A 24,770-nucleotide genomic window follows, 5' to 3' on the forward strand; every position below is an offset into this window, starting at 1 on the left:
TCTGGGTTTCAAACTACGGTGGTGCGGCGCAGGTTCAAGGGAGATGACGGAAAGTTAAGAATTATTCATTCGCAGGGGGCGACGATGGTGTTTCTAGGCCAACGCCGCGGGCTGCCTCGGTTTCCTGAAATGGATCAATGGATTGACGTTCATAAACCTGGGCATAGCGATCAACCGGGAACAAGCGCAGGCCGGTCCAGCGACCACGTCGCTTGCGGAACGCATCATCCTCTTCCTGAACAACCTGCCGCGTGTTGGCGGGCACACCATAGCGGCTGGACGCCGTAACCAGCGCTGCATCAGAAGATGGAACAGAGGTGTTCGGGTTCAACGCTGCAGGGTTTCCACCCAATGCGGCAACTGCATCGGCATTGGGGTTGGGATCCGTCAGGTTCCCGCCACCCGGCGTCGGCGCGGGCAGGAAAGCATAATCCTGAGGTTCCGTCAGCGGTTTGACCGGCAGCACCGAAAACTCATCCGGTCCCTGACCCGGAGGCTCGAGATCGCGCAAGCCAGGGTTGGAGCATCCCACAACGGCGGCTGCAACAGTCAAAGCAAGTATCGCACGCGGCATCCGCATTATCGTCTCCAGCCTGTTTTGTCAGCTTTTATCGCATATCAACCGGCGCGTCACGAGGGCTTTTTGCCATCGAACAAAACCAGACCAATTGCTCCGGCAAATATGAACACATCGGCCAGATTGAACACAAACGGATTGTTGATTCCACAGCAGGACATGTTCAGAAAATCCAGAACAAAGCCGTATAAGATGCGATCAATCACATTCCCCAACGCGCCGCCAATCAACAGACCGCCACATATCAGCATGAAGTTTGTCGCTGTCGAACGCCGCAACCAGATCACGACAGCGAAGCAGATGGCGATGGAAACACCAATCAATACCCAGCGGGACGCGTCACTGTCGCCCTGAAACAAGCCGAAATTGATCCCGCGATTCTCGCCGTACTTGAACACCAGAAGGGGCGGCAGCACATCGATGCCTCCCAGTTGATCAGCCACGCGCATCACATGAACGACCAGATACTTACTGACCTGGTCGATCACAAACGCGGCCAATCCGGCCCAGATCAACAGCCGATAACCCATCAGTGCCGGAAATGCCTCATGCCGGTGAAGACCATCGCTAATCCGGCCTCGTCAGCGGCGGCGATCACTTCGTCATCCCGCATCGAGCCGCCCGGCTGAATCACACAGGTCGCGCCGGCCTCGGCGGCCTCCATCAACCCGTCGGGGAAAGGGAAAAACGCATCCGAAGCCACGGCGGACCCGATTGTCAACGGCTGCGGCAAGTTAAGTACGTCGGCCATACGTTCGGCTTTTTTAGCAGCAATCAGGGCCGAATCGACGCGGCTCATTTGACCCGCGCCGACGCCCACAGTTGCGCCGTCTTTGACATAGACAATGGCATTGGACTTGACGTGTTTGGCCACTTTCCAGGCAAACAACAGGTCGCTCATCTGCTCATCTGACGGGGCTTTCTTGGTGACAACCTTCAGGTCGTCCAGGCCAACAAAGCCATTGTCCTTGTCTTGCACCAAAAGGCCACCAGCCACCTGACGCACCGTCTTGCCGGCCGCAGTTACATCCGGCAGTGCTTCGGTCGTCAGCAGTCGTAAGTTCTTCTTAGCCGCAAAGATCGCTTTTGCCTCATCCGATGCGCCCGGGGCGATCACAACCTCGGTGAAAATGCCTGTGATTTCCTGTGCAGTTTCGGCGTCTAGTGGCTGGTTCAGCGCCACAATCCCACCAAAGGCCGAGGTGCGGTCACAGTCGAACGCAGCCTTGTAAGCCTCAATCAGCGTCGCGCCCTTGGCCACACCACATGGGTTGGCGTGTTTGATGATTGCACAAGCCGCACCCTGAGCGGGGTCGAACTCGGCAACCAGTTCAAAAGCCGCATCGGTGTCGTTGATGTTATTATAACTCAGTTCCTTGCCCTGGTGTTGCACGGCAGTGGCCACGCCGGGGCGATTGGTCCCATCGGTGTAGAACGCAGCCTGCTGATGGCTGTTCTCGCCATAACGAAGGGTCTGTTTCAACTCACCCGCAAAAGCGCGGCGTTTGGGTGCCTCAAGCCGCAGAGCGTCGGCCATCCAGTTCGATACAGAACTGTCATAAGCTGCAGTGCGGGCATAGGCCTTTTGGGCAAGCCACTGACGGAACCCCAGCGAGGTCTTGCCGTAATTCTCTTCCAACTGATCCAGCAGAGAGGAATAATCTTCGACATCCACCACCACGTTCACAAATGCATGGTTCTTGGACGCTGCGCGGATCATTGCCGGGCCGCCAATGTCGATGTTTTCGATGCATTCATCGTAGTCTGCACCTTTGGCGACGGTCGCCTCGAACGGGTAGAGGTTCACCACCAGAAGGTCGATTGCACCGATACCGTATTCATTCATCGCAGCGACATGCGTATCATTGTCCCGCAGCGCCAGCAGGCCGCCATGTACCATGGGATGCAGCGTCTTGACCCGGCCATCCATCATCTCGGGGAAGCCGGTGATTTCGCTGACATCCTTAACCTCTAGCCCTGCATCGCGCAGCGCCTTAGCGGTCCCGCCAGTCGACAGCAGCTCGATCCCGCGCTCGGCCAGCGCCTTTCCCAGCTCGATCAATCCGGTCTTGTCGGAAACGGAAAGCAACGCGCGGCGCACGGGGTGAAAGTCGGTCATGGGTCCAAGGGTCCTTTTGGCGTCAGTCGAATTCGGGCTCGTCCCGGTGCAGATCGCGCACGGCATAGGCTGTATCCTGTGCCTTGCTCAGCGTCCACCCGATGCGCGTCGCATACTCCATCGCGCGCCCGGATAGAACGATCTGTTTTGTCGCGCGTGGCTTTAAACGTCCTTTTTCAAGATAAACGCTTGGTTCAACAGACAACTTTCCAACGCCATCATGGCGAAATACCCAGATCTCGCCACTTTTCAGTGCCATTGACACCGCCGCCCCGCCCAGATCGACCGCCGCATCCACGTCAGGATGCAGATGAAACCGAATATCAAAGGCAAGGCCTGACAGGCCAGACGCGTCTATGGCTTTGTCGAACTGCCGCTTTGCTTTGTCTGTCGCCGTCACCAAGATATCTTCGCCGACCAGTTTGCGCCCGTCAAATCGTAGCTCGAATGTTCTGGCATGTGTAAGGCCAAAAACCTTTGCATACCCATCATGCCCGGCCATGAACCCGATCCCTTCGAACGCGTCGGCGAATTCGACCGGAACGTCCTCCGGCGCATCCATCAGCGCCTGATGCTCGCTGCTTGCAACGGGATTGGCCAGCCGGGCACTGGAATAGCCATCCAGGCATAGCGTGGAATGCGAGGGGGTCGCCCGCCCGGCACGACGCCACTCCACACCAAAACTCGCACCTGATCCGCAGTTCACGATCAATGGACGACGTCCGGATGTCAGTTCGAATGCCAGTGTCGAGGCGTGGGCATTCAGCGACGCTGCGCCGGAAGGTGGTGTGCTGGCATCGACGATGACTGTTGTTCGCGCAGCAGCGAGGCGGGCGTAGCCCAGCGGCAGTTCGGTCGCGGCCTTGAACTTCACACCGCTTTCGGCCAGAGCCTGTTCCAACCGGCCTTCAACCCCGCGCCCGCCACCGTGGAATCGTGCAAGCGCCCCGTCTGCATGACGCAAACTGCGCAAGGTCGGCGCGATCCGCTTGATGGCATTGGCTTGCGCTGCGGGCGTACCGCGTCCCAACTCATTCAACGCGGACGAAGTCCAGCTGAGCAGCGTGAACACTTCGAGCAGTTCTTCCGGGTTGCGCGTTGGAATGCCGCCGTGCTTGTCTACCTGCCTGTCGCATTCACGCGCCAGCGCACGCAGGGCCGGATCCGCCATCTGCTCAAGCCCTTCCAACGCAAGACCTGCCTGTACCAGACCCGCCAAGGCTTCGAACCGGGGCAGCCCCGGTGTCGCGGCATGCCAGCGTTTCGACAAAAACCAGGTTTGTTGTGCAAGCGCTCCGAAGAATTGATTGCTTTGTTTTTCGTCAACACCGCGCAGCAGGAAGATTGCGTGGTTGATCCAACGCATCACTCGCCGTCCGGTCAGATCAGGCTCCCAGCCGGGCCCGTGACCGCGACCATGCGCCTCGATCCAGCCCCAGACCCAGCGTTGCGCCTTTTCCCTTGCCCGCATGTCTCCAACAGCGGCCAGATCATCCAGCCATGCAAAACCGTGGCGTTCTTCATCAAATCCAGCGCTTGGGGCTGCGACGTCCCACAACCCTGTGTCTTGCGCTTCGACCAGATATCCGGCGAACAGAAGGTTACCGGCAACAAGCTGCCGTCCCCGCGCAAAGGCGCCAACACTGCGCGGTTCCGGCTGTGCCACAAAGCCCGTCACAGCCTTTTGCCGTTGGCTCAGGCGTGCATAGAAACGGTTCTGAAACCGCATCCATCGACTGGTCATGGTATCCGAATTTGACATGACGCTTGTTACTCTGCCCCTTGCGCTCTGCTGGCGCTTGAACCAACGATAGACCGCGCCGGTCGTCAAGTCATCGAAAAGCGTGCGCTCAGGCGGATTTGTTCAGGCAGGCGATGTAGAACCCATCCATCCCGCCGCGATCCAGCCAATAGTCCGGTCGCAACCGCAGACCGCCTTCTTCGGTGATCCAGTCTTTTTCGATACCGGGTATGTTCAGCGTCGTGCGATCCACGCTCATGTCCGAATACTGCGGCAGCGCCTCTTCGATTTGAACTTCGCCTTCGTCAGGCAGCAGGGAGCATGTGCAATAGACCAGCCGCCCGCCGGGTTTGAGCAACGTCCAGGCATGTGCCAACATCCGGGATTGTAGATCGATCAAATCGCCGAATTCCGAACCATCCTTGGCGAACGGCAAATCGGGATGACGCCGGATCGTACCCGTGGCAGAACAGGGCGCATCCAGCAAAATCGCATCATACTGTCCAGCATGACCCAGCGCATCGCCTGCAACCACCTGAGCGCTCAACCCGGTCCGAGCAAGGTTTTCTCGCACGCGCTCAATCCGCGCCTCTGAGATATCCAGCGCCGTGACCTCGGCGCCAGCAGCCGCCAGCTGCAGTGTCTTGCCTCCCGGCGCGGCACATAAGTCCAGCACCCTTTCGCCAACCTTCGGGGCCAGGATCTGAACCGGCAAAGCCGCCGCCGCATCCTGAACCCACCAATCTCCGGCAGTGTATCCCGGCAGGGCCGAGACTTGCCCTGCATTGATTAATCGCACCGATCCGGTTGGCAGCGTCTCACCAGCCGGAGCATCACGGCCCGGTTTCAAGGTCAGATCCAGTGGCGCACCCGCGAAGTGCGCTTGCTCCATGCCTCCAACAGCCTCAGGCCCCCAAGCTGCAACCAGTGGGTCGCGCAGCCACTCTGGTAGGCGCGGCACCCGCATTTTTGGCCAGGCTTCCGGCCCTTCAGCGGCAACTTTACGCAATACCGCGTTCACCAGCCCCTTCAACCGCCCGTGCTTGCGCGACCGCCCGATGATCTCGACCATCGAATTCACCACGCCATGCGCTGCCTCACCGTTGCAAAGCTCAACCGCACCAAGTCGCAAGGCGTTGTGCACAGTCAAAGCGGGAGCACGGTTCAGGTGATTTTCCAGCAGACGGTCGGCACGCTCTATACCCCGCAGGGTCTCGAGCGCCAGCCGCTGCGCCCGGGCGCGGTCTTCCGGGGGCAAACGATCGAGCGTACCCGCTGCCAGACATTCAGACAGCAACCGACCCTCACCCAGAATCTGATCCAGCAGGTGGATTGCGCTGCGCCGCGCTGCTGTTGCGCTGTTAGACATGGTACCGCCTTCATGTGACCTGGATCCGCATTGCCTTTGGCGGACGGGGGCGTATATCAAGGCGGTGGACGGAAAGGAACCCGATGTCATGAGTGACGACCCCAAAGACTTGCCCGCCGCCGCTCAGCGCGCCTTGGCCGAGGCTGAAGAGCGTCGCCGCAAAGCCAAAGCCCAGGCCAAGGAACTGCCCAATGAACTGGGCGGACGTGATGGCCCGGACCCTGCCCGCTATGGCGACTGGGAGAAAAAAGGGCTGGCGATCGACTTCTGATCGGTCAACCGCGCAAGGCTTGCAGAAAATCATCAATCAGTGCGCGCTGCTTTTTGGATTTTGCCCGTTCCTCAGGCCAGGTCAGCCAATAGCCATCCTTGGTTTCTAAGTCCGGCAAGTCCAGCCTATGCAAGCGCCCAGCCTGTAAGCCATCCGAGGCCAACGGGACGGACCCCAGAGCCACACCCATCCCCAGCCGCGCCGCCGTCAATGCATGTTCCATCGAATCGAAACTGACGCTTGATTGCGGCAGCTCCGGCTGATCGGCCTTAACGGACCAGTCCTGCCACCCCGGCCTTTCCCCCCGTACGTCAATCAGCGGGGCACCCCAGCACACCCCCTCGGCGGCAATCGGCACCAACACTTCATCCGCGATCAATACTGCATCCCGGCCGGGCCAAGCACCGCGCCCGTAGCGGATTTGAAGCCACGTGCGTTCTTCGTCCAGCGACGACCGTCGCGCCACCGAGTCGGTCATCACCCGCACGTTGGGGCGCGTTTCCTGAAATCGCGCGAGACAGGGCAATACCAGAGCGTGAATATGTGACGACAGCGCCGCCACCCGTAACGCGCGAGGCGATTTTCCGAACAACTCTTCAGTATTGCGCTCCAAGGCCTGCAGGCTGTCTTGCACCAACGGCAGATAGCTTTCGCCTTCAACGGTCAGCGACACGCCGCGTGCCTCGCGCACGAATAGGGACCGACCCAACCATGCCTCAAGATTGCCGATCCGCTGGCTGACTGCCGCTTGCGTCAGACCGAACTCTCGCGCCGCTGCGGAGAATCCACCTAGCCGACCGGCCGCCTCGAACACGCGCAGCCAGTCCAGCGGAGGCAGTCCGATCTTTTTCCCAGCCATTAGATTTTCCATGCCTCAGCAGAAAGAAGGATTAATTGCCGTAATGCCACAAGGGGCGTATGTGCTCAAGCAAAGCCCGCGCTGAACAGGAGATTCCCAATGCTGCGCTCCGCTACTTTCGATGCCTCGGTCGTGACTGTTGAGTTCGACACCGATACCCAGGCTCGTTTCCACGCCATCTGGCTGCGCGACAACGCGCTTGACCCTGAAACCCGCGCACCCGGAAATGGTCAACGCCTGATCACAATCGGCGATATCCCAACCGACATTTCCGTCAGCGCCGCCACGATCAGCAATGGCGATCTGAGCGTCACGTTTCAACCCGAAGGCAAAACGGTCACCTTCCCTGCCGATTGGCTGGCCGCGCATAATTATGACTGGTACAGGGTGCAAAAAAACGGCTGGCTCACGCCCGATCTGACCACGTGGCAACGTGGTTTTGAGGCGCCCAGCGGCGACTGGTCCGACGTACACACCAACCCGACCGCCAAACGCGACTGGCTGACCGCTGTTGCAGAGTTTGGATTTGCCAAGCTGACCGGCGGCCCCACCGATCCGGAGTCTCTGCTGCAGATGACCGATCTGTTCGGTTATGTGCGCGAAACCAACTATGGGCCCTATTTCGAAGTCCGGACCGAAGTGAACCCAACCAACCTAGCCTATACCGGCCTTGGGTTGCAGGCCCACACCGACAACCCCTATCGCGATCCGGTGCCAACTCTGCAGATCCTATACTGCCTTGAAAACTCGGCGGAAGGTGGCGATTCTATTGTCGTCGATGGCTTTCGCGCCGCCCAGCGCCTGCATGAGCTGAATCCCCAAGGGTTTGACCTGCTCGCAGGTTATCCCGCTCGTTTCGAATACAAGGGTTCGGGCGGTGTCTGCCTGCGCTCGCGGCGCCCTATGATCGAGCTTTCGCCCGACGGTGAGCTGATCGGCATCCGGTTCAACAACCGTTCATCCGCACCGTTTGTAGATGTGCCCTTCGATCAGATGCAGGCTTATTATGCCGCCTATCGCCAGTTGGGAGAGATTATCGACGACCCAAACATGGGCGTGTCGTTCAAGCTTGAACCGGGCGAAAGCTTCATCGTTGACAACACCCGTGTCTTGCACGCGCGATTGGGCTATTCCGGCTCGGGAACGCGTTGGTTGCAGGGATGCTATGCCGATAAGGACGGGTTGCTGTCCACTCTGGCGGCAATGGAAACGGCGCAGCAGGAGGCGGCGGAATGAAACCCGACTTTTCGACCCTGACCCGCGCCAACATCGTGGCCTTCATCGCAGATATCTTCGACCGTCGCGGCGGCGAGGAATATCTGGGCGAACCGGTGACCATGGCCGAACACATGCTGCAAGGTGCAACTATTGCCGAGCAGAATGGGATGCCCGAAGAGATCATTGTTGGTGCCCTGCTGCACGACATCGGGCATTTCACGTCCGAGTTCGGCACCTATCACCCGGACGATACCGAAGACCGCCATCACGAAGACGCAGGCGCAGATGTGCTAGAGCAGTTCTTTCCAACCGTCATCACCGATTGCTGCCGCTATCATGTCGCGGCCAAACGCTACCTGTGCGCCACCAAGCCTGAGTATTTCAGCCGTTTGTCCGAGGCATCGGTCCACACATTGGAGTTACAGGGCGGACCGATGAGTGCCGAGGAGGTGACCGAGTTCGAGGCAAATCCGAACCTGAAAGAGATCATTCAGGTGCGGTATCTGGACGAAGCTGGAAAACGCGCCGACATGGAGACCCCCGATTTTCCCCATTTTGCCCCTATAGTGCAGCGGATGGTCGATCGGCATTTGGGTGCGGCCTAAACGCGCCCGGTCAGAACCTGATCTGAAAACCGCGTCATAGGCCTGCCAACGGGTTTTCAGAATTTCTTAACATCTGCTCCAATCTTCTGCGATAGTCTGAGATGGAACCGTAGATGCACTAAAAGAAGGGCCGCGACATGGAATTGAACAGACGCAGAGCTGTGCAATTGGGCACCGCAGCCACGCTTGGTGCAGTCCTTCCAGGCGTTACTAATGCAAATATCGATCCGAACCCGGACTTTGAGGCGGCGTTTGAAAGAACACTCGCCAGGCTCAAAGACGTGTTTTCAGATCTGGGTTTTGCTGAAACCCAGCCTTTGTCCATTGTCACCGGGGATGATGCTTACAATGGCGGCTTGAGGCATGATTTTGACCAATCTGCCCTGCCAAACGAGGCCTTTGTTGTTCAACCGCTGGCCCGCGTCGGGGATGTTGCGGAAAAGGATCGCCCAGACATTCTGCCCCTGTTTCACGAAGTCGGCTGTCATCCAGCCCGCGGCACGGACGGTAAGGTCGCCACACGGCTAATGGTGCACATATTGACCGATAACCTTGGTCTGGACCCCGCGCGCATTGCCTTTGTCAGTGTCCCGCAATCCACCGATATGCGACCTGTTCTGGACGAAATGGGCCTGCCCTTCCCGGAAAAAGTTCTGCTGCGGGACGATGTCGAAGCATTGGCCGCGCGCGATGCTTCGGGATACTTCTTTCCGGACCCCTTTGGCGAGGACTACCTCGTGACCATGGGTGTCTACTATCGCGTCGGCGAGACAGATGAGCCCGCGCCTGCCACCTATCCGCCACCACCCAACTGGACCGAGATCGGAGAGATAATCATTGGGGGCGAGGTCGCACCCCTTGGCATCTCCATCGGGGCTGAGCGCCTGACTTACGCCATGACAGGTCAGTTCCCGACATGGGAAGAACGGTTGGGCACGCTGTTGATACAAGTCGAGCAGACCGGCGTGGCGCCGTCCGGCCTGACTGCGTTTCGCTAGCTAAAACCACTCCTTTGCGAGGCAGAAGGCAAATAGAACTGCTGGCTCTGTTTCTGTTTATGTTTGGCTTCGTGGTTGTCATGATTGCCTCGTCATGGATCGCGATGCTTCTGCTTACTTCGACTATTTCGATCTTCAATTTCAAAGATGAATTTATCGAGTTTTGGACAAAAGCACACGGCGCCCCTCCGTCACACAGAAGGTTTCTGCTGAATGCATATGGGGCGGCGAACAACTTTTTCATGGTTGAGAAATGCAATGACCAGCATATGCCAAATGCAATACGTCTCGTTCCCAACGCAAACAGTTTTCGCTTTTTCTTGTTGCAGTTTGCCTCACTCGTAATTGCGGGGCTGTTTTGGGTCTCGATGTTTATTGCCTACGCTTTTGTCGCAGCCTACATCTAAAGGCGGAGCCTACAATCCTAACACATCCACCATGTCATACTGACCCGGAGCCTTGCCTTGCCCCCACAGCGCCGCCTTCAGCGCGCCGCGGGCAAAGATGGCGCGGTCGGTGGCCAGATGGCGCAGCACGATCCGTTCGCCCGGTGCGGCAAACAGAACATCATGCTCTCCGACAATGTCGCCACCGCGGATGGCGTGAAACCCGATGTCGCCGCGCTTGCGGGCTCCGGTCATCCCATCGCGGCCCCGGTCCGACACATCGGCCAGATTAACGCCCCGCCCCTCGGCAGCCGCTTCGCCCAGCATCAGTGCCGTGCCTGACGGTGCATCAACCTTGTGGTGGTGGTGACCTTCGATCACTTCGATATCAAAATCTTCATCCAATGCAGCTGCGACCTTTTTGGTCAGTTGGACCAGCAAGTTGACCCCAAGACTCATATTCCCGGCCCGTACAATCACAGCATGGCGCGAGGCTGGTTCCAGCGCGGCGATCTGTTCGTCCGTCATGCCGGTGGTGCCGATGACATGCACGCAGCGCGCTTGCGCCGCCAGCGCCGCAAACTCGAGTGTCGCCTGAGGGGCGGTGAAATCGATCACCGCCTGTGCCTGTGCGAAAGCCTCAAGCGGATCGTCGGTCACAGTGACGCCCAGTGCCTGACCGCCCATGGCTTCGCCCACATCCTGACCGACCCAGTCATGACCCTCGCGCTCGACCACTCCGGCCAGTCGCGCCCGGTCGCTGTCAGTCACGGTCTTGATCAGCATCTGCCCCATACGGCCCGAAGCCCCTGTGATGACGATCCCCGGAATATGGGTCATTGCGCTGGTCCTTCTTGTCAAATTCGGCTCAAAGCCTCCTACCCGGTTCGGGGCCGCTTGGCAAAGCCCCGCTTTGCGCTTAGATCGGGGTTTATGGCTAAGAACAAATTCCACGATGGCCCCGGCCCGTCCCAACGACAGCTCCGTGTCGGCGAACTGATCCGCCGCACCCTGTCCGAAGTGTTGGCACGCGGAGATGTCCACGACCCCGACCTGAACCGCATGTCGATCACCGTAGGTGAAGTGCGCACCTCGCCGGATCTGAAGATTGCAACCGCCTATGTGCTGCCGTTGGGTGGCAAAGGGCAGGAGGACGTGATCGAGCTGCTGGCCCGTAACAAACACGAATTGCGGCGCATGGTCGGCAAAAAGGTTGGTTTGAAATTCTCGCCCGATCTGCGGTTCCGGTTGGATGACACGTTCGACCGTCTGGATGACACTCGCCGGATGTTTGATCAGGACGCGGTGCGCCGCGATCTGGACGAGTGATCCGCACGCTTGTAGTTCTGGGCGCTGTTCTCTGGGCCGCGCAAGCCTCGGCAGTCACCTGCGAAAAACTGACTCACGAGGATAAGCGGTACACCATCTGCGAGGTGGATGCCGCGACTGAAGACTTGCGCCTGTTCCTGAAGGACGAAAACGACGAACTGTTAGGGCATTTCTCATCCGTGAATGAAACGCTGGAGCCAACAGGTAAGCGCTTGGCCTTTGCAATGAATGCGGGCATGTATCACGACGACCGCTCGCCCGTCGGCCACTATGTCGAAGACGGGCAGGAGGTCATGCGCGTGATCTCAAATCCCGGTCCGGGTAATTTCGGCCTGCTGCCCAACGGTGTCTTCTGCATCCGAGAGGGCCGTGCCGATGTGTTCGAGACGCTGGATTTCATCGATCAAGCACCGGAATGCCGCTTCGCCAGCCAATCCGGCCCGATGCTGGTGATCGATGGAGAGCTTCACCCACGGTTCCTGCTCGATTCGACCTCTCGTTACATCCGCAATGGCGTTGGGACCAGCAAAGACGGAACGCGCGCGGTTTTTGCCATTTCAGAAGACTACGTGACCTTCCACGAGTTTGGCAGCCTGTTTCGAGACGTGCTGGAAACACCAAATGCGCTGTTCTTTGACGGCAATATCTCACGCGTTTACGACCGCGCTGCGAACCGTTCCGATGTTGGGTTTTCGCTGGGTCCGATTGTTGGCGTTGTCGAAGACGCGCCCTGAAATTGACAGGGCCCATGTGATCCGATAGGTCGCGCGCCTCAGCAAGATTCAAGGTACAAGATGGGACGTAAACGCAAGGGTCGCGACATTTCCGGTTGGCTGGTGGTGGACAAGCCTGCGGGCATGACCTCGACCGCCGTGGTCAATAAAGTGCGTTGGGCGATGGACGCCAAGAAGGCTGGACACGCCGGTACGCTGGATCCTGAAGCAACTGGCGTTCTGGCCGTGGCATTGGGCGAGGCCACAAAAACCGTTCCCTACATCACCGATGCCCTGAAAGCCTACACATTCACTGTTCGTCTGGGTCAGGCGACCAATACCGACGATGCCGAGGGCGAGGTGATTGCCGAAAGCGCGGCACGGCCTTCCGATGATGACATCAAGCAAGCCCTGTCGCCTTTCATAGGTGAAATCATGCAGGTTCCTCCAAAATTCTCCGCCGTAAAGATCGACGGCCAGCGCGCTTATAAACTGGCCCGTGACGGAGAAGACGTAGAACTGACCGCCCGCCCCTTGTGGGTCGAGGAACTGGTGCTGGTCGACCGCCTTGATGACGATCACGTCGTTCTGGAAATGACCTGCGGCAAAGGCGGTTACGTCCGGTCCATCGCCCGTGATCTGGGCGCTGCGCTGGGATGCCACGGCCACGTCCGCGAGCTCCGCCGTATCTGGTCCGGCCCGTTCGAGGCCAAAGATGGTCTGAACATCGAGCAGGTCGACGAGATGGCCAAAACCACCGCGCTGGACGAGTATCTTCATCCGCTGGAAACAGGCCTGACCGACCTACCCGAATTGAAGTGCACGCCCGAGGGCGCCACCCGTCTGCGCAATGGCAACCCAGGCAGGGTTCTGGCATCGGACGTGGAGTATGGCGACGAAGCCTGGGCCTCGCTGGACGGTCAGGCCGTGGCGGTGGGTATCTACAAATCAGGCGAATTGCATCCCAGCCGGGTGTTCGTCAGCTGACAGCCGTGCTACGCGAATTTCATGATTACCCGCACCCATACCAAGGGCGATGCGCCCTCAACCGCTGTCTATTCCGATTGCGAGAAATATCGCTATAGCCTGACCCGAATTTGGGACCCGCAAGGTCGCAAAGCGCTGTTCGTGATGCTGAACCCCTCCACGGCAACCGAGGTGCAGAATGACCCGACAGTGGAACGCTGCGAACGGCGGGCGCGGGCGCTTGGCTTCGGGGCGTTTCAGGTCACCAATATCTTTGCTTGGCGCGATACCGATCCGCGCAAAATGCGCGCCGCAGCCGATCCAGTGGGACCGGAAAATGATACGGCTATTCTGGACGGTGTGCGCTGGGCCGATCAGGTCATTGCCGCTTGGGGCACCCATGGCGCACATCTTGAGCGCGGCCCATCAGTTGAACAGCTGCTTCGCGGCACCAAACAGCCCTTGTTTCATCTGGGCCTGACCAAGGACGGGCACCCTAAACACCCTTTATATATAGCGTACACGCAGCAACCCGAGCCCTGGGGGTAGTGACAAAGGGTTAACCACAACCGCAGCCAGTCTTTGACCAAAGGCCTGAAGACATGGGATATTTCACCCTCGGGGCAGCACGCTTTCGGAGGGTTCAAATGTTTCTGGCCGGATTGCTTGGATTGGCCGCTGTAGGTGGCGCGGCTTACGCGATGAGCGATATGTTTCTCGCCGACGAGGATGAGGCAGCCGATTCACCCGAAGATGATTTATCGGCAGACCTTTCCGAAGGGAACCTGCTAGAGGCCGGTGAGAACGTTGAGGAGCCCGAAACATCCGAACCAGAAGACCCGTCAACTGGCACCGTGATCTCAGAATTTGAAGGCGCTCTTGTCATTGCCGGGACGGATGGTGTGGATGTCCTGACCGGGCAGGATGGCGACGATCAGATCAATGGATATGGTGGCGATGACGACATTTCCGGCGGCTGTGCTGACGACGTATTGCATGGCGGCGAGGGCGCTGACCTGATGTCAGGCGGGCACGGCGACGATGTCCTGCATGGCGACGCGGGTGATGATCTGTTGGTCGGCAATGACGGTGATGACAGTCTGTATGGTCACCTTGGCGAAGATGAGTTGGACGGCGGCGAAGGCGCAGATGCGCTTTATGGCGGACAGGGCAACGACAGTTTGGCTGGCGCTGAGGGGGATGACGCGCTGCATGGAGGTTTCGGCGATGACACCTTGGCCGGTGGCGCGGGCGCAGATGTAGTTTTTGGCGGTGATGGAAACGACGTTTTGTACGGCGATGATGCGGACGGCGCGCCGCAGGTCGATTTCCTGAATGGTGGCGCTGGCGATGATACGATTCTGGCCCAAGGCGGCGATGTCGCAACCGGTGGCGAGGGCAGTGACAATATCATATTGGACACTGATGAGGATGACGAAGAGGTAACGGTCATGGGGTTCCAACCGGGTCAGGACAAGCTTTTGATCACATGGGACGATCCGATTGACCCGGATATCGAGATTGAAACCGATAACGAGAATGCCAATTTGACACGTGTCCTAGTCAACGGTCAGGAAGTGGCGCATCTGTACGGCGCGGAAGGCATAACAAGCACTGATATTCAGTTGATATCAGAGGCTGAACTAACGCAATACGGACAGACCGGCTGAGCCCGCAGAATCCTTTTGCTATTCCCTGTAAAAGCGCCTATACGCGCCCATCCGCATCGGAATCGGTGCGGTTTTCTCCATGGGCCTGTGCTGGACGACATCCCGGCCTGCGCCATTCACGCTAACCTTTAAAGGAGACCCCGATGTCGATTACTGCTGACGAAAAAGCACGCGTTATGAAAGAATTCGGCACCAAGGACGGCGACACCGGTTCGCCAGAAGTCCAGGTTGCCATCCTGACCTCGCGCATCACCACCCTGACCGAGCACTTCAAGACCCACAAGAAAGACAACCACGGTCGTCGCGGTCTGCTGAAGATGGTTGCCCAGCGTCGTAAGCTGCTGGACTACCTGAAGGGCAAAGAAGAAGCACGCTATCAGGACCTGATTAAAAAGCTGGGCATCCGCCGCTAAGCGCGTTTTGTACGAATTGTACAAGATCTGAGCCCCGCTTTGTAGAATCTGTACGCCCGCCATTTTGGCGGGCGTATTCTTTTACTCCTCCAAACGCACCATCTTCCGCGCGGCCCGACCGATTTCACGGGGTCGGTGAGCAAACTCAAAACACGCGCGACGACGCGTTTCTCATCAAAATCTGCACAACTCGGACCGGGGAAGTGCGCATCTGGTCGTCACACCAGACGACATGAGATATTTGAGCGTTGATACCCTTGCCTGGTCCGCGTTAGCCGCAGCATCACTCATTCTGGCGGCACAACCGTTGCAATGGCTTTTCCAAAGCTGGGTCAGCCCGGCCTACGGATCTTACGGCTATGTTTACGTCGTTTTGATCCTTGGTCTTGGCGTCGCCAGTTTACTGAGTGGCAAGCCCGTCGCAGCTGGTGCAAAAGCGCCCGTTTTACTGCTTCTGTTTCTGGCGGCGTTGGTCCGGTTGCTTGGGCAGGTTCTGGCCATCAACATCCTAAGCGCACTGGCCCTTGCAGTTGATGTGTTTGCGCTGGTTGGCCTTTTGCGGCTAAACCAGAGACCCTTTGCACTGTCACCCTTCTGGATGGCGGCGCTGTTTCTGTTTTCCTTGCCCACCGAGATGGTTTTGCAGCGCACGATGGGATTTCCGCTGCAAATGGTGTCGGCGGACCTATCCTGCAAAATACTTAAACCTCTGTTCGCCGAAGTGATCTGTGATGGTGTTCGGATCACGTTGGAACAGCGCGACATTCTGGTGGACCTTCCATGTTCCGGCGCGTCAGGTTTGTTGCTGTCGCTGGCCTTTGTGGTGGCCCAGAACGCAGTGATGCGTCCGCGTTGGCATGTAGGCATCCTCAGCCTTTTTGCCGTGCTTGTAAGCGCAACGATTGGCAACAGTTTGCGGATTTCGCTTTTGGCTGTTGGTCTTGCACATGATCTGGATGTCATGTCCGAGCCGATGCATTCGGCCATCGGGTTGCTGACGCTTGGGCTAACGGTTCTGCCTTTTGCCCTGTTCTACCGCCCCTACAGCTTCAATCCTGTCCGCCCCAAACCGCAACGGCCCAAAACACCGGCTGTACCGAAATGGATCCGAGCGTCAGCCTGCCTGGCCTGTCTTGCGGGCAGCCTGGGTATCATATCGACAAAAGCTGATCCGGTGGACGTTTCGGCATCGGTCACGCCGCCGATCCTTCCCAGTCAGGTTCGGGGGTTTATGGCCGAAGACGTCCCGCTGACAAGTATCGAGACGTCTTACTTCCAAACCTATGGTGGACAGGCGCGGAAAGTTCAGTTCGGTCCCTTGGGCCTGAACGTGGTCAGCACCCGCGCACCGCTGCGGCATCTGCATGCCCCGGAACTTTGCCTGCGCGGTCTGGGCTACGCGGTTCGTTTCCTCGGCACCCGCTACGAGGGCGTTCCCAGCGCCTATTACCAGGCCACCGGACCTGAGGGCGACCAGTGGTTGGTCGCCGTCAGCTATGTGGCGCAGTCCGGGCACGTCACACCCAGCGTTGGCGAAGCGATCTGGCGCTGGATGAACGGATCCAACGGAACCTGGAGCAGCATTCAACGGATCACGCCATGGGCTTTGGACGCCAAACTACGCCGCGATCTGGACGCAGCGGCGCTTGCTGCGCTCGACATTCAAAACATCAAAGGAACCGACTTATGATACGTCAGATTGTGTCGCTCTCGTTTCTCATATTGCCCGGGATTTGGGCATCACACCTTCTCGCTCAGACCCCGGATGAGATTGCTGGTCGTGTCATCGGGACGAGCGCTTCCGGGCAAATGGACATGCCCCTGCTGAAATCGGACCTGAGTGTGGACATTCAGGGGGATCTGGCAACTGTTCAGGTTCGTCAGGTTTTTGCCAACCCGTCAGATGCGCCGATGTCGGCGGAATACCTGTTTCCACTGAACCAAAAAGCCGCGATCTATGCCATGCAGATGCAGGTGGGCGAGGAGATGGTTGAGGCCCAGATCCAACACAAGGCGGAGGCGGAAGAGACGTTCAAAAATGCAGAAGAATCTGGTAAGGCCGCAGCGCTTTTGACCCAGCACCGTCCCAACATGTTCACGCAGAACATCGCCAATCTGATGCCCGGACAGCCCATCACCGTAACCCTGAGCTACGTTCAGGCGGTTCCTAAAATCGATGGCGCTTATGAACTTGTTCTGCCGCTGATCGTCGGGCCCCGCTACGAAGGCAGCACCCCGGGATCCCCATCCGCCGAAGAGTTCTATGGGTCCGACGACCTGGTGATTGATGCAAATGTCTCGAATGGTGGTTGGCAGGTCGCCAAAGTGCCGGACTATCCGCCAGTTGTGGGTCTGACGATCCCGGATGAGATCGACATGGACCGCGTGTCGCTAGACGTAACCCTTGAAGCCGCCATTCCGGTATCTAGCCTGACCAGCCCCACCCATGATCTTAAAACCGAGCAGGCAGAGAACTCGATTCAGGCAAGCTTTCTGTCCGGACGTGTCATCGACAACCGCGATGTGATCCTCCGCTATAAACTGGGTGGTGAAGATGTGACCGCCGGCGTCCTGTCCCATCATGATGCACGTGGCGGCTTTGTATCCTTGATGATTGAGCCGCCGAACATCCCCGACCCTGACCAGATCACCGCGCGCGAGCTTGTTTTTGTTCTGGATACATCCGGGTCCATGGGCGGTGCGCCGCTGGACGCCAGCAAACGGTTCATGCAAGCCGCCCTCAAGGGGCTTCGGCCCGAGGACTACTTCCGCGTGATCCGGTTTTCCTCGGACGCATCTGAGTTCTCCACCGATGCGGTTCCTGCAACTGAGCGCAATACAAAGGCGGGGCTTCGGTTTGTGCGAAATCTTCGCGCCTCGGGTGGGACCGAGATTGACAATGCCATCCGCACCGCATTCGCAACACGGCGACCGGACAACACCTTGCGTGTCGTTGTATTCCTGAGCGACGGCTATATCGGCGACGAAGCGACAGTGTTGCGCACGATCCGCAGGCAGATCGGCGACGCCCGCGTCTATGCCTTTGGTGTGGGAACAGCGGTCAACCGCTATCTGCTTGATGCCATGGCCGACGAAGGACGCGGCTATTCGCGCTATGTCGATCCGACAGATCGCGCTGACGATGTGGCCGAAACCCTGGCCCGCGATCTTAAATCGCCGGTTCTGACGGATATCTCGATCGACTGGGGAGAACTGCAAGTCACCGACGTGGTCCCGCAGCGCGTCCCCGACCTATTTGATGGCGGATCGGTACGTGTGTTGGCCCGTTACAACGGCGGCGGACCGGCAAATTTGCAGATCAACGGTCTGGTACAAGGGCGCAAGGCTGCGATGCCCTTGTCGCTGAAGTTACCGGCGGAATCCGACTCTGAAGACGATCAGTCGAAAGGTGCCTCTATCCCGCTAACCTGGGCCCGGTCACGCATTGCGGATCTGGAGCGCGCTATCGCGGTGCAAGCTGGTGACAAGGACACATTGAAGACGCAAATTGCCGATCTGGGGATGCGGTTCAACCTGCAAACGCGGTACACATCCTTTGTCGCCGTCTCGAAAACCATCGTTAACGAACGCGGCTTGCCAGCCCAGAAAACTGCCGTGCCTTTGCCTCAGGTCGCGGGTGTTAGTGCTGCAGCCTACCCCAAGACCGGGTTCAGCGGGTCCTCGACCCCCGAGCCGCAAACACTGTTTGGCATATTGACCCTTCTGGCCCTTGCGACCCTGCGCCTGACCGGTCTGCGGAGGAAACCGGCATGAGAGGGGTTCCGTACAAACTGCAAACTGACGCGTGGTGGCTCGATGGTGACATCAACTGGCGCGTGCCACGGCAGCAACATCAGCCCGTCGTCTCACTTGACCGGGCCGACGGCAGTGTGATCTGTGATCGACACAACAGCGCAAATTCAACGGCAGACACCCATGGCGAACCACATCCTTATCGTAGATGACGATGCCCGCATTCGCGATGTCGTACGCTTTGCGTTGGAGGACTCGGGGTTTCAAACGACAGAAGCCGCAACCGGGTTGGACGCGCTGGAGCGTTTTTCAGATCACCCCGCCGATCTGATTGTGCTGGATATCGGTATGCCGGATATGGACGGGCTGGACACGTGTCAGGAATTACGTCGGACATCGTCGGTGCCCGTCCTGTTTCTAACGGCCCGCGATGAGGAGATTGACCGCATTCTGGGCTTTCAAACCGGTGGGGATGACTATGTCACCAAACCGTTCAGTCCGCGCGAGCTGGTGCTGCGGATCAAAGCCATTCTGGCGCGGGCGGTTTTGCCAACCCCGAAAGACACATCAACGGTCTATCAGGATTTGCGTCTGGACGAGACCGCCCATCGTTGCACCCTTGCAGATGCCGAGGTTCAACTGACCGGTATCGAATTCGCGGTGTTGTCGATCCTGACAAAAGCCCCTGACCGGGTCTTTTCGCGGTCGCAGCTGATTGAGCTGGTTTATGGACGAAACACATATCTCTCCGGTCGCACGGTAGACAGCCACATCCGCAACATCCGTCAAAAAGCACGCATTCTTGGCTATCCGGAACTAATCCAGACCGTTCATGGGGTTGGGGTAAAGCTAGGCAACTGTCAGTGCTGAAGGTCGCGCGAAAATGGCGCCCATCACTGGCCTTGGTGATTTCGATGGTTTGCCTGTGCCTCGTGGCTTTGCCAATTGTCGGCGTGCTAGGGGCCCGGTTGTCCAGCAATCAATTCGCGCGGGAAACCGAGAGAAGCCTGATGGCGCAGGCCGCTGTATTCGCCGAGGTTTATGCCAAAGCCTTTGCTGAACATCAGCCCTCACCGCAGGTTGGGCACGAGATGTCCCCAGAACACATCGCGTTTCTTGCGCAGGACTATCACCCGATTCCGCCCAAGTTAGATTTGTTCCACGGACAGGTATCACCCCCCCGCCCAGACCCGGTGACCACGTCGGACGAGGTTGATCCGCCTTATGCCAAAATATCCGACGAGCTGTCGCATCTGGCCGCGAAGGCCAAGAAAACCACGCTTTCAGGTTATCTTTTCCTGGATCACTCCGGTCAGATCATTGCCAGCAGCGGATCCATGGCAGGGTCCTTCGCGCATGTCCCCGAGGTTGCGCAAGCTTTGCGCGGCGATACCGGGACGCTGCTGCGATTCCGGGACGATCAGACCAAACGACATGTGATGAATTCCCTAAGCCGGGACACCTCGTACCGGGTTTTTGTGGCCCACCCTGTTGTATTGGAGAACCGCGTTATCGGCGCCGTTTACCTGTCGCGGACACCAATGGACCTGCGGAAATTCCTGTTTCAGGAACGATATACGCTGGGGTTGTTGGCGATTTTTATGGTGCTGTCAGCCGCATTGGTTGGCGCGCTTCTGTGGCGCCTTATTTCGCGCCCGATCCATGACCTCAGCAGACAGAGCAGAGATGTTGCAAGCGGGGTGAAACAAGTCCCAAGCCCGGTGCGCCACTACGGCGTTCAGGAACTCGCAGATTTGGGTGACAACGTTGTATCCATGGCGTCAACTTTGTCCGAGCGGTCCGCGGCAATCGAAACCTACACAACCCATGTCACACACGAGCTGAAATCCCCCGTCACCGCCATCATCGGCGCGGCGGAACTGCTGGCCGACAGTAATCCGGATATGGCGGGCGACAGGTACAAAAAGCTGGTGTCCAACATTCAGGAAGAAGGTCAGCGCATGAATGCGCTTCTTGGCAGGATGCGCGAATTGGCCAGGGTAAGTGTTCAGACTGACCGGACACCTACGCTGCTTAGCGACATGGTTGCGGCAGCCTCAGTCGAGTTTTCCGACCTAGAGGTTCATCTGCAGGTTGATCCGGATACATGCCTTCCGCTGTCGAAAGACCAAGGTCAGATCGTTTTGCATCATCTTTTCCAGAATGCGCTGCAACATGGCGCGACCGAAGTGACAATGACCTTTGATGTCATCTCAAACAGCCTGCTGATAGCGGACAATGGCAGCGGGATTTCCCAGAAAAACCGTGCGCGCATTGCGGAACCTTTCTTCACAACCAGACGGGATGCAGGTGGGACCGGAATGGGGCTGGCCATCGTTGCGGCGATACTTGATCAGGCTGGCGCGCGGATCGAAGCATTGCCGGTCGAAACCGGCGCCACGTTTCGGTTGGAGTTCTAAAGTCTTACAAGAAGTGCCGACCCCGACAAAGGCACCAGTTCGGTCCATAGGCAATGGTTGAGCAGACCCACCGCGCCTTACGCGTTGACCAACGCAAGCGCCTGCTGGTGCAATTCTGGCGTTGACGCGGAAATGATCCGACCGTCCGAGGATAAATCCACCGGGTTACCTTCCCAGTCAGTCACCACACCACCGGCGGCGTGAACCAACGCAGAAACCGCCATGAAGTCATAGGGCTGAAGGTCATAGTCGAACACCAAATCGATGTGACCCGCCGCCAACAGTGCATGCGGATAACAATCATATGCGAAGCGGCGGGTCTGCCCGGATTGCATCAACCGATTGAACAGCTGTGGTTCACTCTGAAAAATCTTGTCGCCCTCGTTGATGTAAAGGATCGAGCGGTCCATACGGGTGGCATTTGAAACGGATATCGGGTCAGAATTTAACCACGCACCTTTCCCTTTCACGCCCATATAGACCTCGTTCAAGGCTGGCATCGCGACGATGCCCATCTGAGGTTCGCTGTTCTGCAACAACGCCAGCAAAAAGCCGAACAGGGGATGGCCGGACAAAAAAGATCGCGTGCCGTCAATCGGATCGACAACCCACAGGTATTCACTGTTCAGCCTCATTTGCCCGTATTCTTCGCCATAAACCCCGTGATCAGGCAAATGACCTTCCAGATAGGCAAGCACAGCCGCTTCGACAGCCTTATCTGCCTGTGTCACCGGGCTTTCATCAGACTTGAAGGACACATCCAGAGTATTGCGAAAGTGGTCCATCGCAATCTCTGAAGCAATTTGGGTGATCTGTTTGGCATGCGCGCCAAAATCGGCAAGCGGCTCTAGATGCGTAACCTTGTTCGGATCAGAAAGAGGCAAAGCATGCCCGCCGTGCGAAGAAAGTCTTGTCATAGTTTGACCCGCTGCATTTTGGGGTCATATAGGGGCTCCAACTGCACGTTGGCCGCGACACGTTCTGTTGCAACCTCCAGTTCATAAGCTCCGGACAGAACGTCGTTGGATGTCACGCCATCCGCATCGCGCACATAGCCATAGCCAATCGATTTGCCAACTGTGTATCCGTAGCCACCCGAGGTCAGCCACCCAACCCGCTCGCCATTGCGATAGATCGTCTCGCGACCCAGCAGAACGACGTCGGGATCGACGGTAAAGCAGGCCAGCACCTTCTTGACGCCCTCGCTTTTTTGCCGCTCGGACGCTGCACGACCTTTGAAATCTGTGTTGTTGCGCAGCTTGACCGCCCATCCGAGACCAGCCTCAAACGGGGTATGGTCGGGGCCGATATCCGACCCCCATGCGCGGTAGCCTTTCTCCAGGCGCAGGCTTTCAATGGCGCGGTAGCCAGCATTCACCAATCCGTGCGGTTTGCCTGCTTGCATCAACGCATCATAGACGGTGTGGGCGTATTCAACCGGCAAGTGCAATTCCCACCCCAGCTCACCCACATAAGTTACGCGCAGCGCTTTGACCGGGCATCCGGCGATGCCAATGGTGCGGATGGTGCCAAATTTGAACCCGTCATTCGAGACATCGTCGCGTGTTACAGCCGTCAGAACTTCCCGCGCCTTGGGCCCCATCAGGGACAAAACTGCATTGGACGAGGTGATGTCGAACAGCTGGCAATTCAGGCCGTCGGGGATGTTGCGGCTGATCCAGTCAAAATCATGGGTGGCAAAGCCGGTGCCGGTGACAATGTAGAACTCGTCATGCGCCACACGACCGACGGTCAGATCGCATTCGATCCCGCCTTTGTCGTTCAGCATCTGTGTATAGATCAGTGCGCCCACCGGCTTGTCCACGTCATTGGCGCAAATCCAGTTCATAGCCGCTAGCGCATCTGAACCCTTCAAAGAAAACTTGGCGAATGAGGTCTGGTCGAACAGCACCGCAGCCTCGCGTGCAGCCTTGTGTTCACGACCCACGGCGGCGAACCAATTTTGACGGCCAAAGCTGTAATCGTCTTTGGCGACCTCACCCGCAGCTGTATCCGCGAACCAGTTGGGCCGTTCCCAGCCCAGCTTCTCGCCAAAACACGCGCCTCGCTGTTTCAGCGCGTCATACAAAGGAGATTTCCGGCAGGGCCGGCCCGAGTCATGTTCCTCATGCGGCCACGCCATGGTGTAGTGCTTCCCATAGGCCTCGACGGTGCGGGTGCGTACCCAATCCGTGTCGAAATGCGGGCGCCCAAAGCGACGGATATCCGCAGACCAAAGATCGAACGGAGGTTCACCCTTTGCAGCCCATTCCGCCAGCACCATGCCAGCCCCGCCACCTGCCGCGATACCAAAGGCGTTAAACCCCGCGCCCACGAAAAAATTCTTGAGCTCGGGCGCTTCGCCGACGATGAAATTGCCATCCGGAGTAAAGCTTTCGGGTCCGTTGGTCAGGGTTTTGATCCCAGCCGTCTCCAGCGCTGGCACGCGGCCAAGTGATAGCTCCATGATCTGTTCAAAGTGATCGAAACTGCTATCGAGTAAAGTGTAGTGAAAGCCCTTTGGAATGCCGTCCTTCGCCCAGGGGATCGGGTTGGGTTCATAGCCGCCCATGACCAGCCCGCCGACCTCTTCCTTGTAGTAGGTCAGCCGGTCGGGGTCGCGCAGGGTTGGCAGGTCACCGGGAACGCCAAAGGGCTCGGTCACCATGTATTGGTGCTCCATCGGCACCAGCGGCACGTTGACACCAAATCGCGATGCAAAATCGCGAGTCCATTGACCGGCGCAGACAATGACCTTTTCGCATTCGATGCGCCCATTCTCGGTGACAACAGCACGGATCTTGCCGTTCTCGACCTCCAAGTCCGTGACTTTGGTATCCTCGAATATCTTGGCACCTGCCATGCGGGCCCCTTTGGCCAAAGCCTGCGTGATGTCAGACGGGTTCGCCTGCCCATCGGTTGGCAGGAAGGCCGCGCCAATGACGTCAGAGATGTCCATCAGCGGCCACAAATCCTGTGCCTCTTTCGGCGTCAGCAACTGCATGTCCAGACCAAAACTATGGGCCGTCGTGGCCTGTCGCTTCACCTCGGTCCAGCGTTCCTGATTGCAGGCCAGACGCAGCCCACCATTCATCTTCCACCCCGTGCCAAGCCCGGTTTCTTCTTCGAGCTTCTTGTACAGGTCCACCGAGTATCCCAGCAGCTGGGTGATATTGGCATTCGAGCGTAGCTGGCCCACCAGCCCCGCCGCATGAAATGTCGTGCCCGAGGTCAGCTTTTTACGTTCCAGCAAAACGGTGTCGGTCCAGCCCAGTTTGGCCAGATGGTAAGCAGTCGAGCAACCGATGATACCGCCTCCAATAATGACCGCTTTTGCAGAAGAGGGGAGTTCTGTCATATCTG

The 24,770-nt window shown here is 58.1% G+C and carries 23 protein-coding genes; 14 read left to right on the forward strand and 9 right to left on the reverse strand.

The annotated features are described in order from the left end of the window. Nucleotides 1–61 precede the first annotated feature (61 nt). From ACR0BU_RS09760 to ACR0BU_RS09780, 5 genes are all read right to left on the reverse strand, one after another. A complete protein-coding gene (locus tag ACR0BU_RS09760; protein WP_480737052.1) occupies nt 62–580 on the reverse strand; it encodes a DUF3035 domain-containing protein in 519 nt (172 codons plus the stop codon). 50 nt (nt 581–630) lie between these two features. Continuing rightward, entirely contained in the window at nt 631–1,107 is a 477-nt protein-coding gene (lspA, locus tag ACR0BU_RS09765) for a signal peptidase II (RefSeq protein ID WP_298934460.1), read from the reverse strand. Further along, a complete protein-coding gene (gene purH / locus ACR0BU_RS09770; RefSeq protein WP_480737054.1) occupies nt 1,107–2,696 on the reverse strand; it encodes a bifunctional phosphoribosylaminoimidazolecarboxamide formyltransferase/IMP cyclohydrolase in 1,590 nt (529 codons plus the stop codon). Before purH ends, lspA begins: the two co-directional genes overlap by 1 nt. A gap of 22 nt (nt 2,697–2,718) precedes the next feature. Next, a complete protein-coding gene (locus tag ACR0BU_RS09775; protein WP_480737055.1) occupies nt 2,719–4,458 on the reverse strand; it encodes a heparinase II/III family protein in 1,740 nt (579 codons plus the stop codon). A gap of 88 nt (nt 4,459–4,546) precedes the next feature. Further along, complete coding sequence (locus ACR0BU_RS09780) at nt 4,547–5,806, reverse strand: RsmB/NOP family class I SAM-dependent RNA methyltransferase (RefSeq protein ID WP_480737057.1); 1,260 nt, start codon at nt 5,804–5,806, stop codon at nt 4,547–4,549. 88 nt (nt 5,807–5,894) lie between these two features. Here ACR0BU_RS09780 and ACR0BU_RS09785 point away from each other — a divergent pair, with 88 nt between their 5' ends. After that, on the forward strand, nt 5,895–6,077 hold the full coding sequence (locus ACR0BU_RS09785) for a DUF1674 domain-containing protein (RefSeq protein ID WP_480737059.1): 183 nt from the start codon (nt 5,895–5,897) through the stop codon (nt 6,075–6,077). A gap of 4 nt (nt 6,078–6,081) precedes the next feature. Here the strand turns inward: ACR0BU_RS09785 and ACR0BU_RS09790 are convergent, their stop codons facing one another. After that, a complete protein-coding gene (locus ACR0BU_RS09790; RefSeq protein WP_480737061.1) occupies nt 6,082–6,936 on the reverse strand; it encodes a LysR family transcriptional regulator in 855 nt (284 codons plus the stop codon). 99 nt (nt 6,937–7,035) lie between these two features. On the opposite strand from ACR0BU_RS09790, the gene tmpA reads away from it, so the two are divergent. The 3 genes from tmpA (at nt 7,036) to ACR0BU_RS09805 (ending at nt 9,757) form a co-directional block, all read left to right on the forward strand. After that, nucleotides 7,036–8,172 carry a 2-trimethylaminoethylphosphonate dioxygenase gene (gene tmpA, locus ACR0BU_RS09795; protein ID WP_480737062.1) on the forward strand — a complete coding sequence of 379 codons (1,137 nt, stop codon included), beginning with the start codon at nt 7,036–7,038 and terminating at the stop codon, nt 8,170–8,172. Next, nucleotides 8,169–8,759 carry a (R)-1-hydroxy-2-trimethylaminoethylphosphonate oxygenase gene (gene tmpB, locus ACR0BU_RS09800; protein WP_480737063.1) on the forward strand — a complete coding sequence of 197 codons (591 nt, stop codon included), beginning with the start codon at nt 8,169–8,171 and terminating at the stop codon, nt 8,757–8,759. The genes tmpA and tmpB overlap by 4 nt, the downstream gene beginning before the upstream one ends. Before the next feature lie 137 nt (nt 8,760–8,896). Further along, nucleotides 8,897–9,757, forward strand: coding sequence for a hypothetical protein (locus ACR0BU_RS09805; RefSeq protein ID WP_480737065.1), 861 nt, complete (start codon nt 8,897–8,899; stop codon nt 9,755–9,757). 416 nt (nt 9,758–10,173) lie between these two features. Here the strand turns inward: ACR0BU_RS09805 and dapB are convergent, their stop codons facing one another. After that, a complete protein-coding gene (gene dapB, locus ACR0BU_RS09810) occupies nt 10,174–10,983 on the reverse strand; it encodes a 4-hydroxy-tetrahydrodipicolinate reductase (protein WP_480737067.1) in 810 nt (269 codons plus the stop codon). A gap of 93 nt (nt 10,984–11,076) precedes the next feature. Between dapB and rbfA the strand changes: the two genes are divergently transcribed. The 10 genes from rbfA (at nt 11,077) to ACR0BU_RS09860 (ending at nt 21,407) form a co-directional block, all read left to right on the forward strand. After that, complete coding sequence (rbfA, locus tag ACR0BU_RS09815) at nt 11,077–11,472, forward strand: 30S ribosome-binding factor RbfA (protein WP_085822706.1); 396 nt, start codon at nt 11,077–11,079, stop codon at nt 11,470–11,472. After that, entirely contained in the window at nt 11,469–12,206 is a 738-nt protein-coding gene (locus tag ACR0BU_RS09820) for a phosphodiester glycosidase family protein (RefSeq protein WP_480737069.1), read from the forward strand. Before rbfA ends, ACR0BU_RS09820 begins: the two co-directional genes overlap by 4 nt. A 60-nt stretch (nt 12,207–12,266) precedes the next feature. After that, nucleotides 12,267–13,172, forward strand: a complete 906-nt coding sequence (gene truB / locus ACR0BU_RS09825; RefSeq protein ID WP_480737070.1) for a tRNA pseudouridine(55) synthase TruB — start codon at nt 12,267–12,269, stop codon at nt 13,170–13,172. A 21-nt stretch (nt 13,173–13,193) separates the two neighbouring features. After that, nucleotides 13,194–13,700 (forward strand): DUF1643 domain-containing protein, encoded by a 507-nt coding sequence (locus ACR0BU_RS09830; protein ID WP_480737072.1) that lies wholly within the window; start codon nt 13,194–13,196, stop codon nt 13,698–13,700. A gap of 98 nt (nt 13,701–13,798) precedes the next feature. Further along, nucleotides 13,799–14,821, forward strand: a complete 1,023-nt coding sequence (locus ACR0BU_RS09835) for a calcium-binding protein (RefSeq protein ID WP_480737073.1) — start codon at nt 13,799–13,801, stop codon at nt 14,819–14,821. Between the two features lie 143 nt (nt 14,822–14,964). Next, the gene (gene rpsO, locus ACR0BU_RS09840) at nt 14,965–15,234 is read left to right on the forward strand and encodes a 30S ribosomal protein S15 (RefSeq protein ID WP_120634641.1); all 270 of its coding nucleotides are present in this window, start codon (nt 14,965–14,967) and stop codon (nt 15,232–15,234) included. A gap of 232 nt (nt 15,235–15,466) precedes the next feature. After that, nucleotides 15,467–16,924: an exosortase T gene (gene xrtT / locus ACR0BU_RS09845; RefSeq protein ID WP_298934446.1), complete on the forward strand. Its 1,458-nt coding sequence runs from the start codon at nt 15,467–15,469 to the stop codon at nt 16,922–16,924. Next, the gene (locus ACR0BU_RS09850; RefSeq protein ID WP_298934445.1) at nt 16,921–19,008 is read left to right on the forward strand and encodes a VIT and vWA domain-containing protein; all 2,088 of its coding nucleotides are present in this window, start codon (nt 16,921–16,923) and stop codon (nt 19,006–19,008) included. The genes xrtT and ACR0BU_RS09850 overlap by 4 nt, the downstream gene beginning before the upstream one ends. 162 nt (nt 19,009–19,170) lie before the next feature. Then, the gene (locus ACR0BU_RS09855; protein ID WP_480737076.1) at nt 19,171–19,857 is read left to right on the forward strand and encodes a response regulator transcription factor; all 687 of its coding nucleotides are present in this window, start codon (nt 19,171–19,173) and stop codon (nt 19,855–19,857) included. Continuing rightward, nucleotides 19,851–21,407, forward strand: a complete 1,557-nt coding sequence (locus tag ACR0BU_RS09860) for an ATP-binding protein (protein ID WP_480737077.1) — start codon at nt 19,851–19,853, stop codon at nt 21,405–21,407. The genes ACR0BU_RS09855 and ACR0BU_RS09860 overlap by 7 nt, the downstream gene beginning before the upstream one ends. A 77-nt stretch (nt 21,408–21,484) precedes the next feature. Here ACR0BU_RS09860 and ACR0BU_RS09865 read toward each other — a convergent pair whose 3' ends face one another. Together ACR0BU_RS09865 and ACR0BU_RS09870 are read right to left on the reverse strand one after the other, a co-directional pair. Continuing rightward, nucleotides 21,485–22,324 carry an inositol monophosphatase family protein gene (locus ACR0BU_RS09865; protein ID WP_480737078.1) on the reverse strand — a complete coding sequence of 280 codons (840 nt, stop codon included), beginning with the start codon at nt 22,322–22,324 and terminating at the stop codon, nt 21,485–21,487. Next, nucleotides 22,321–24,765, reverse strand: a complete 2,445-nt coding sequence (locus ACR0BU_RS09870; protein WP_480737080.1) for a GcvT family protein — start codon at nt 24,763–24,765, stop codon at nt 22,321–22,323. The genes ACR0BU_RS09865 and ACR0BU_RS09870 overlap by 4 nt, the downstream gene beginning before the upstream one ends. Nucleotides 24,766–24,770: the final 5 nt, after the last annotated feature.

Source organism: Ruegeria sp. CK2 (genome assembly GCF_056536585.1).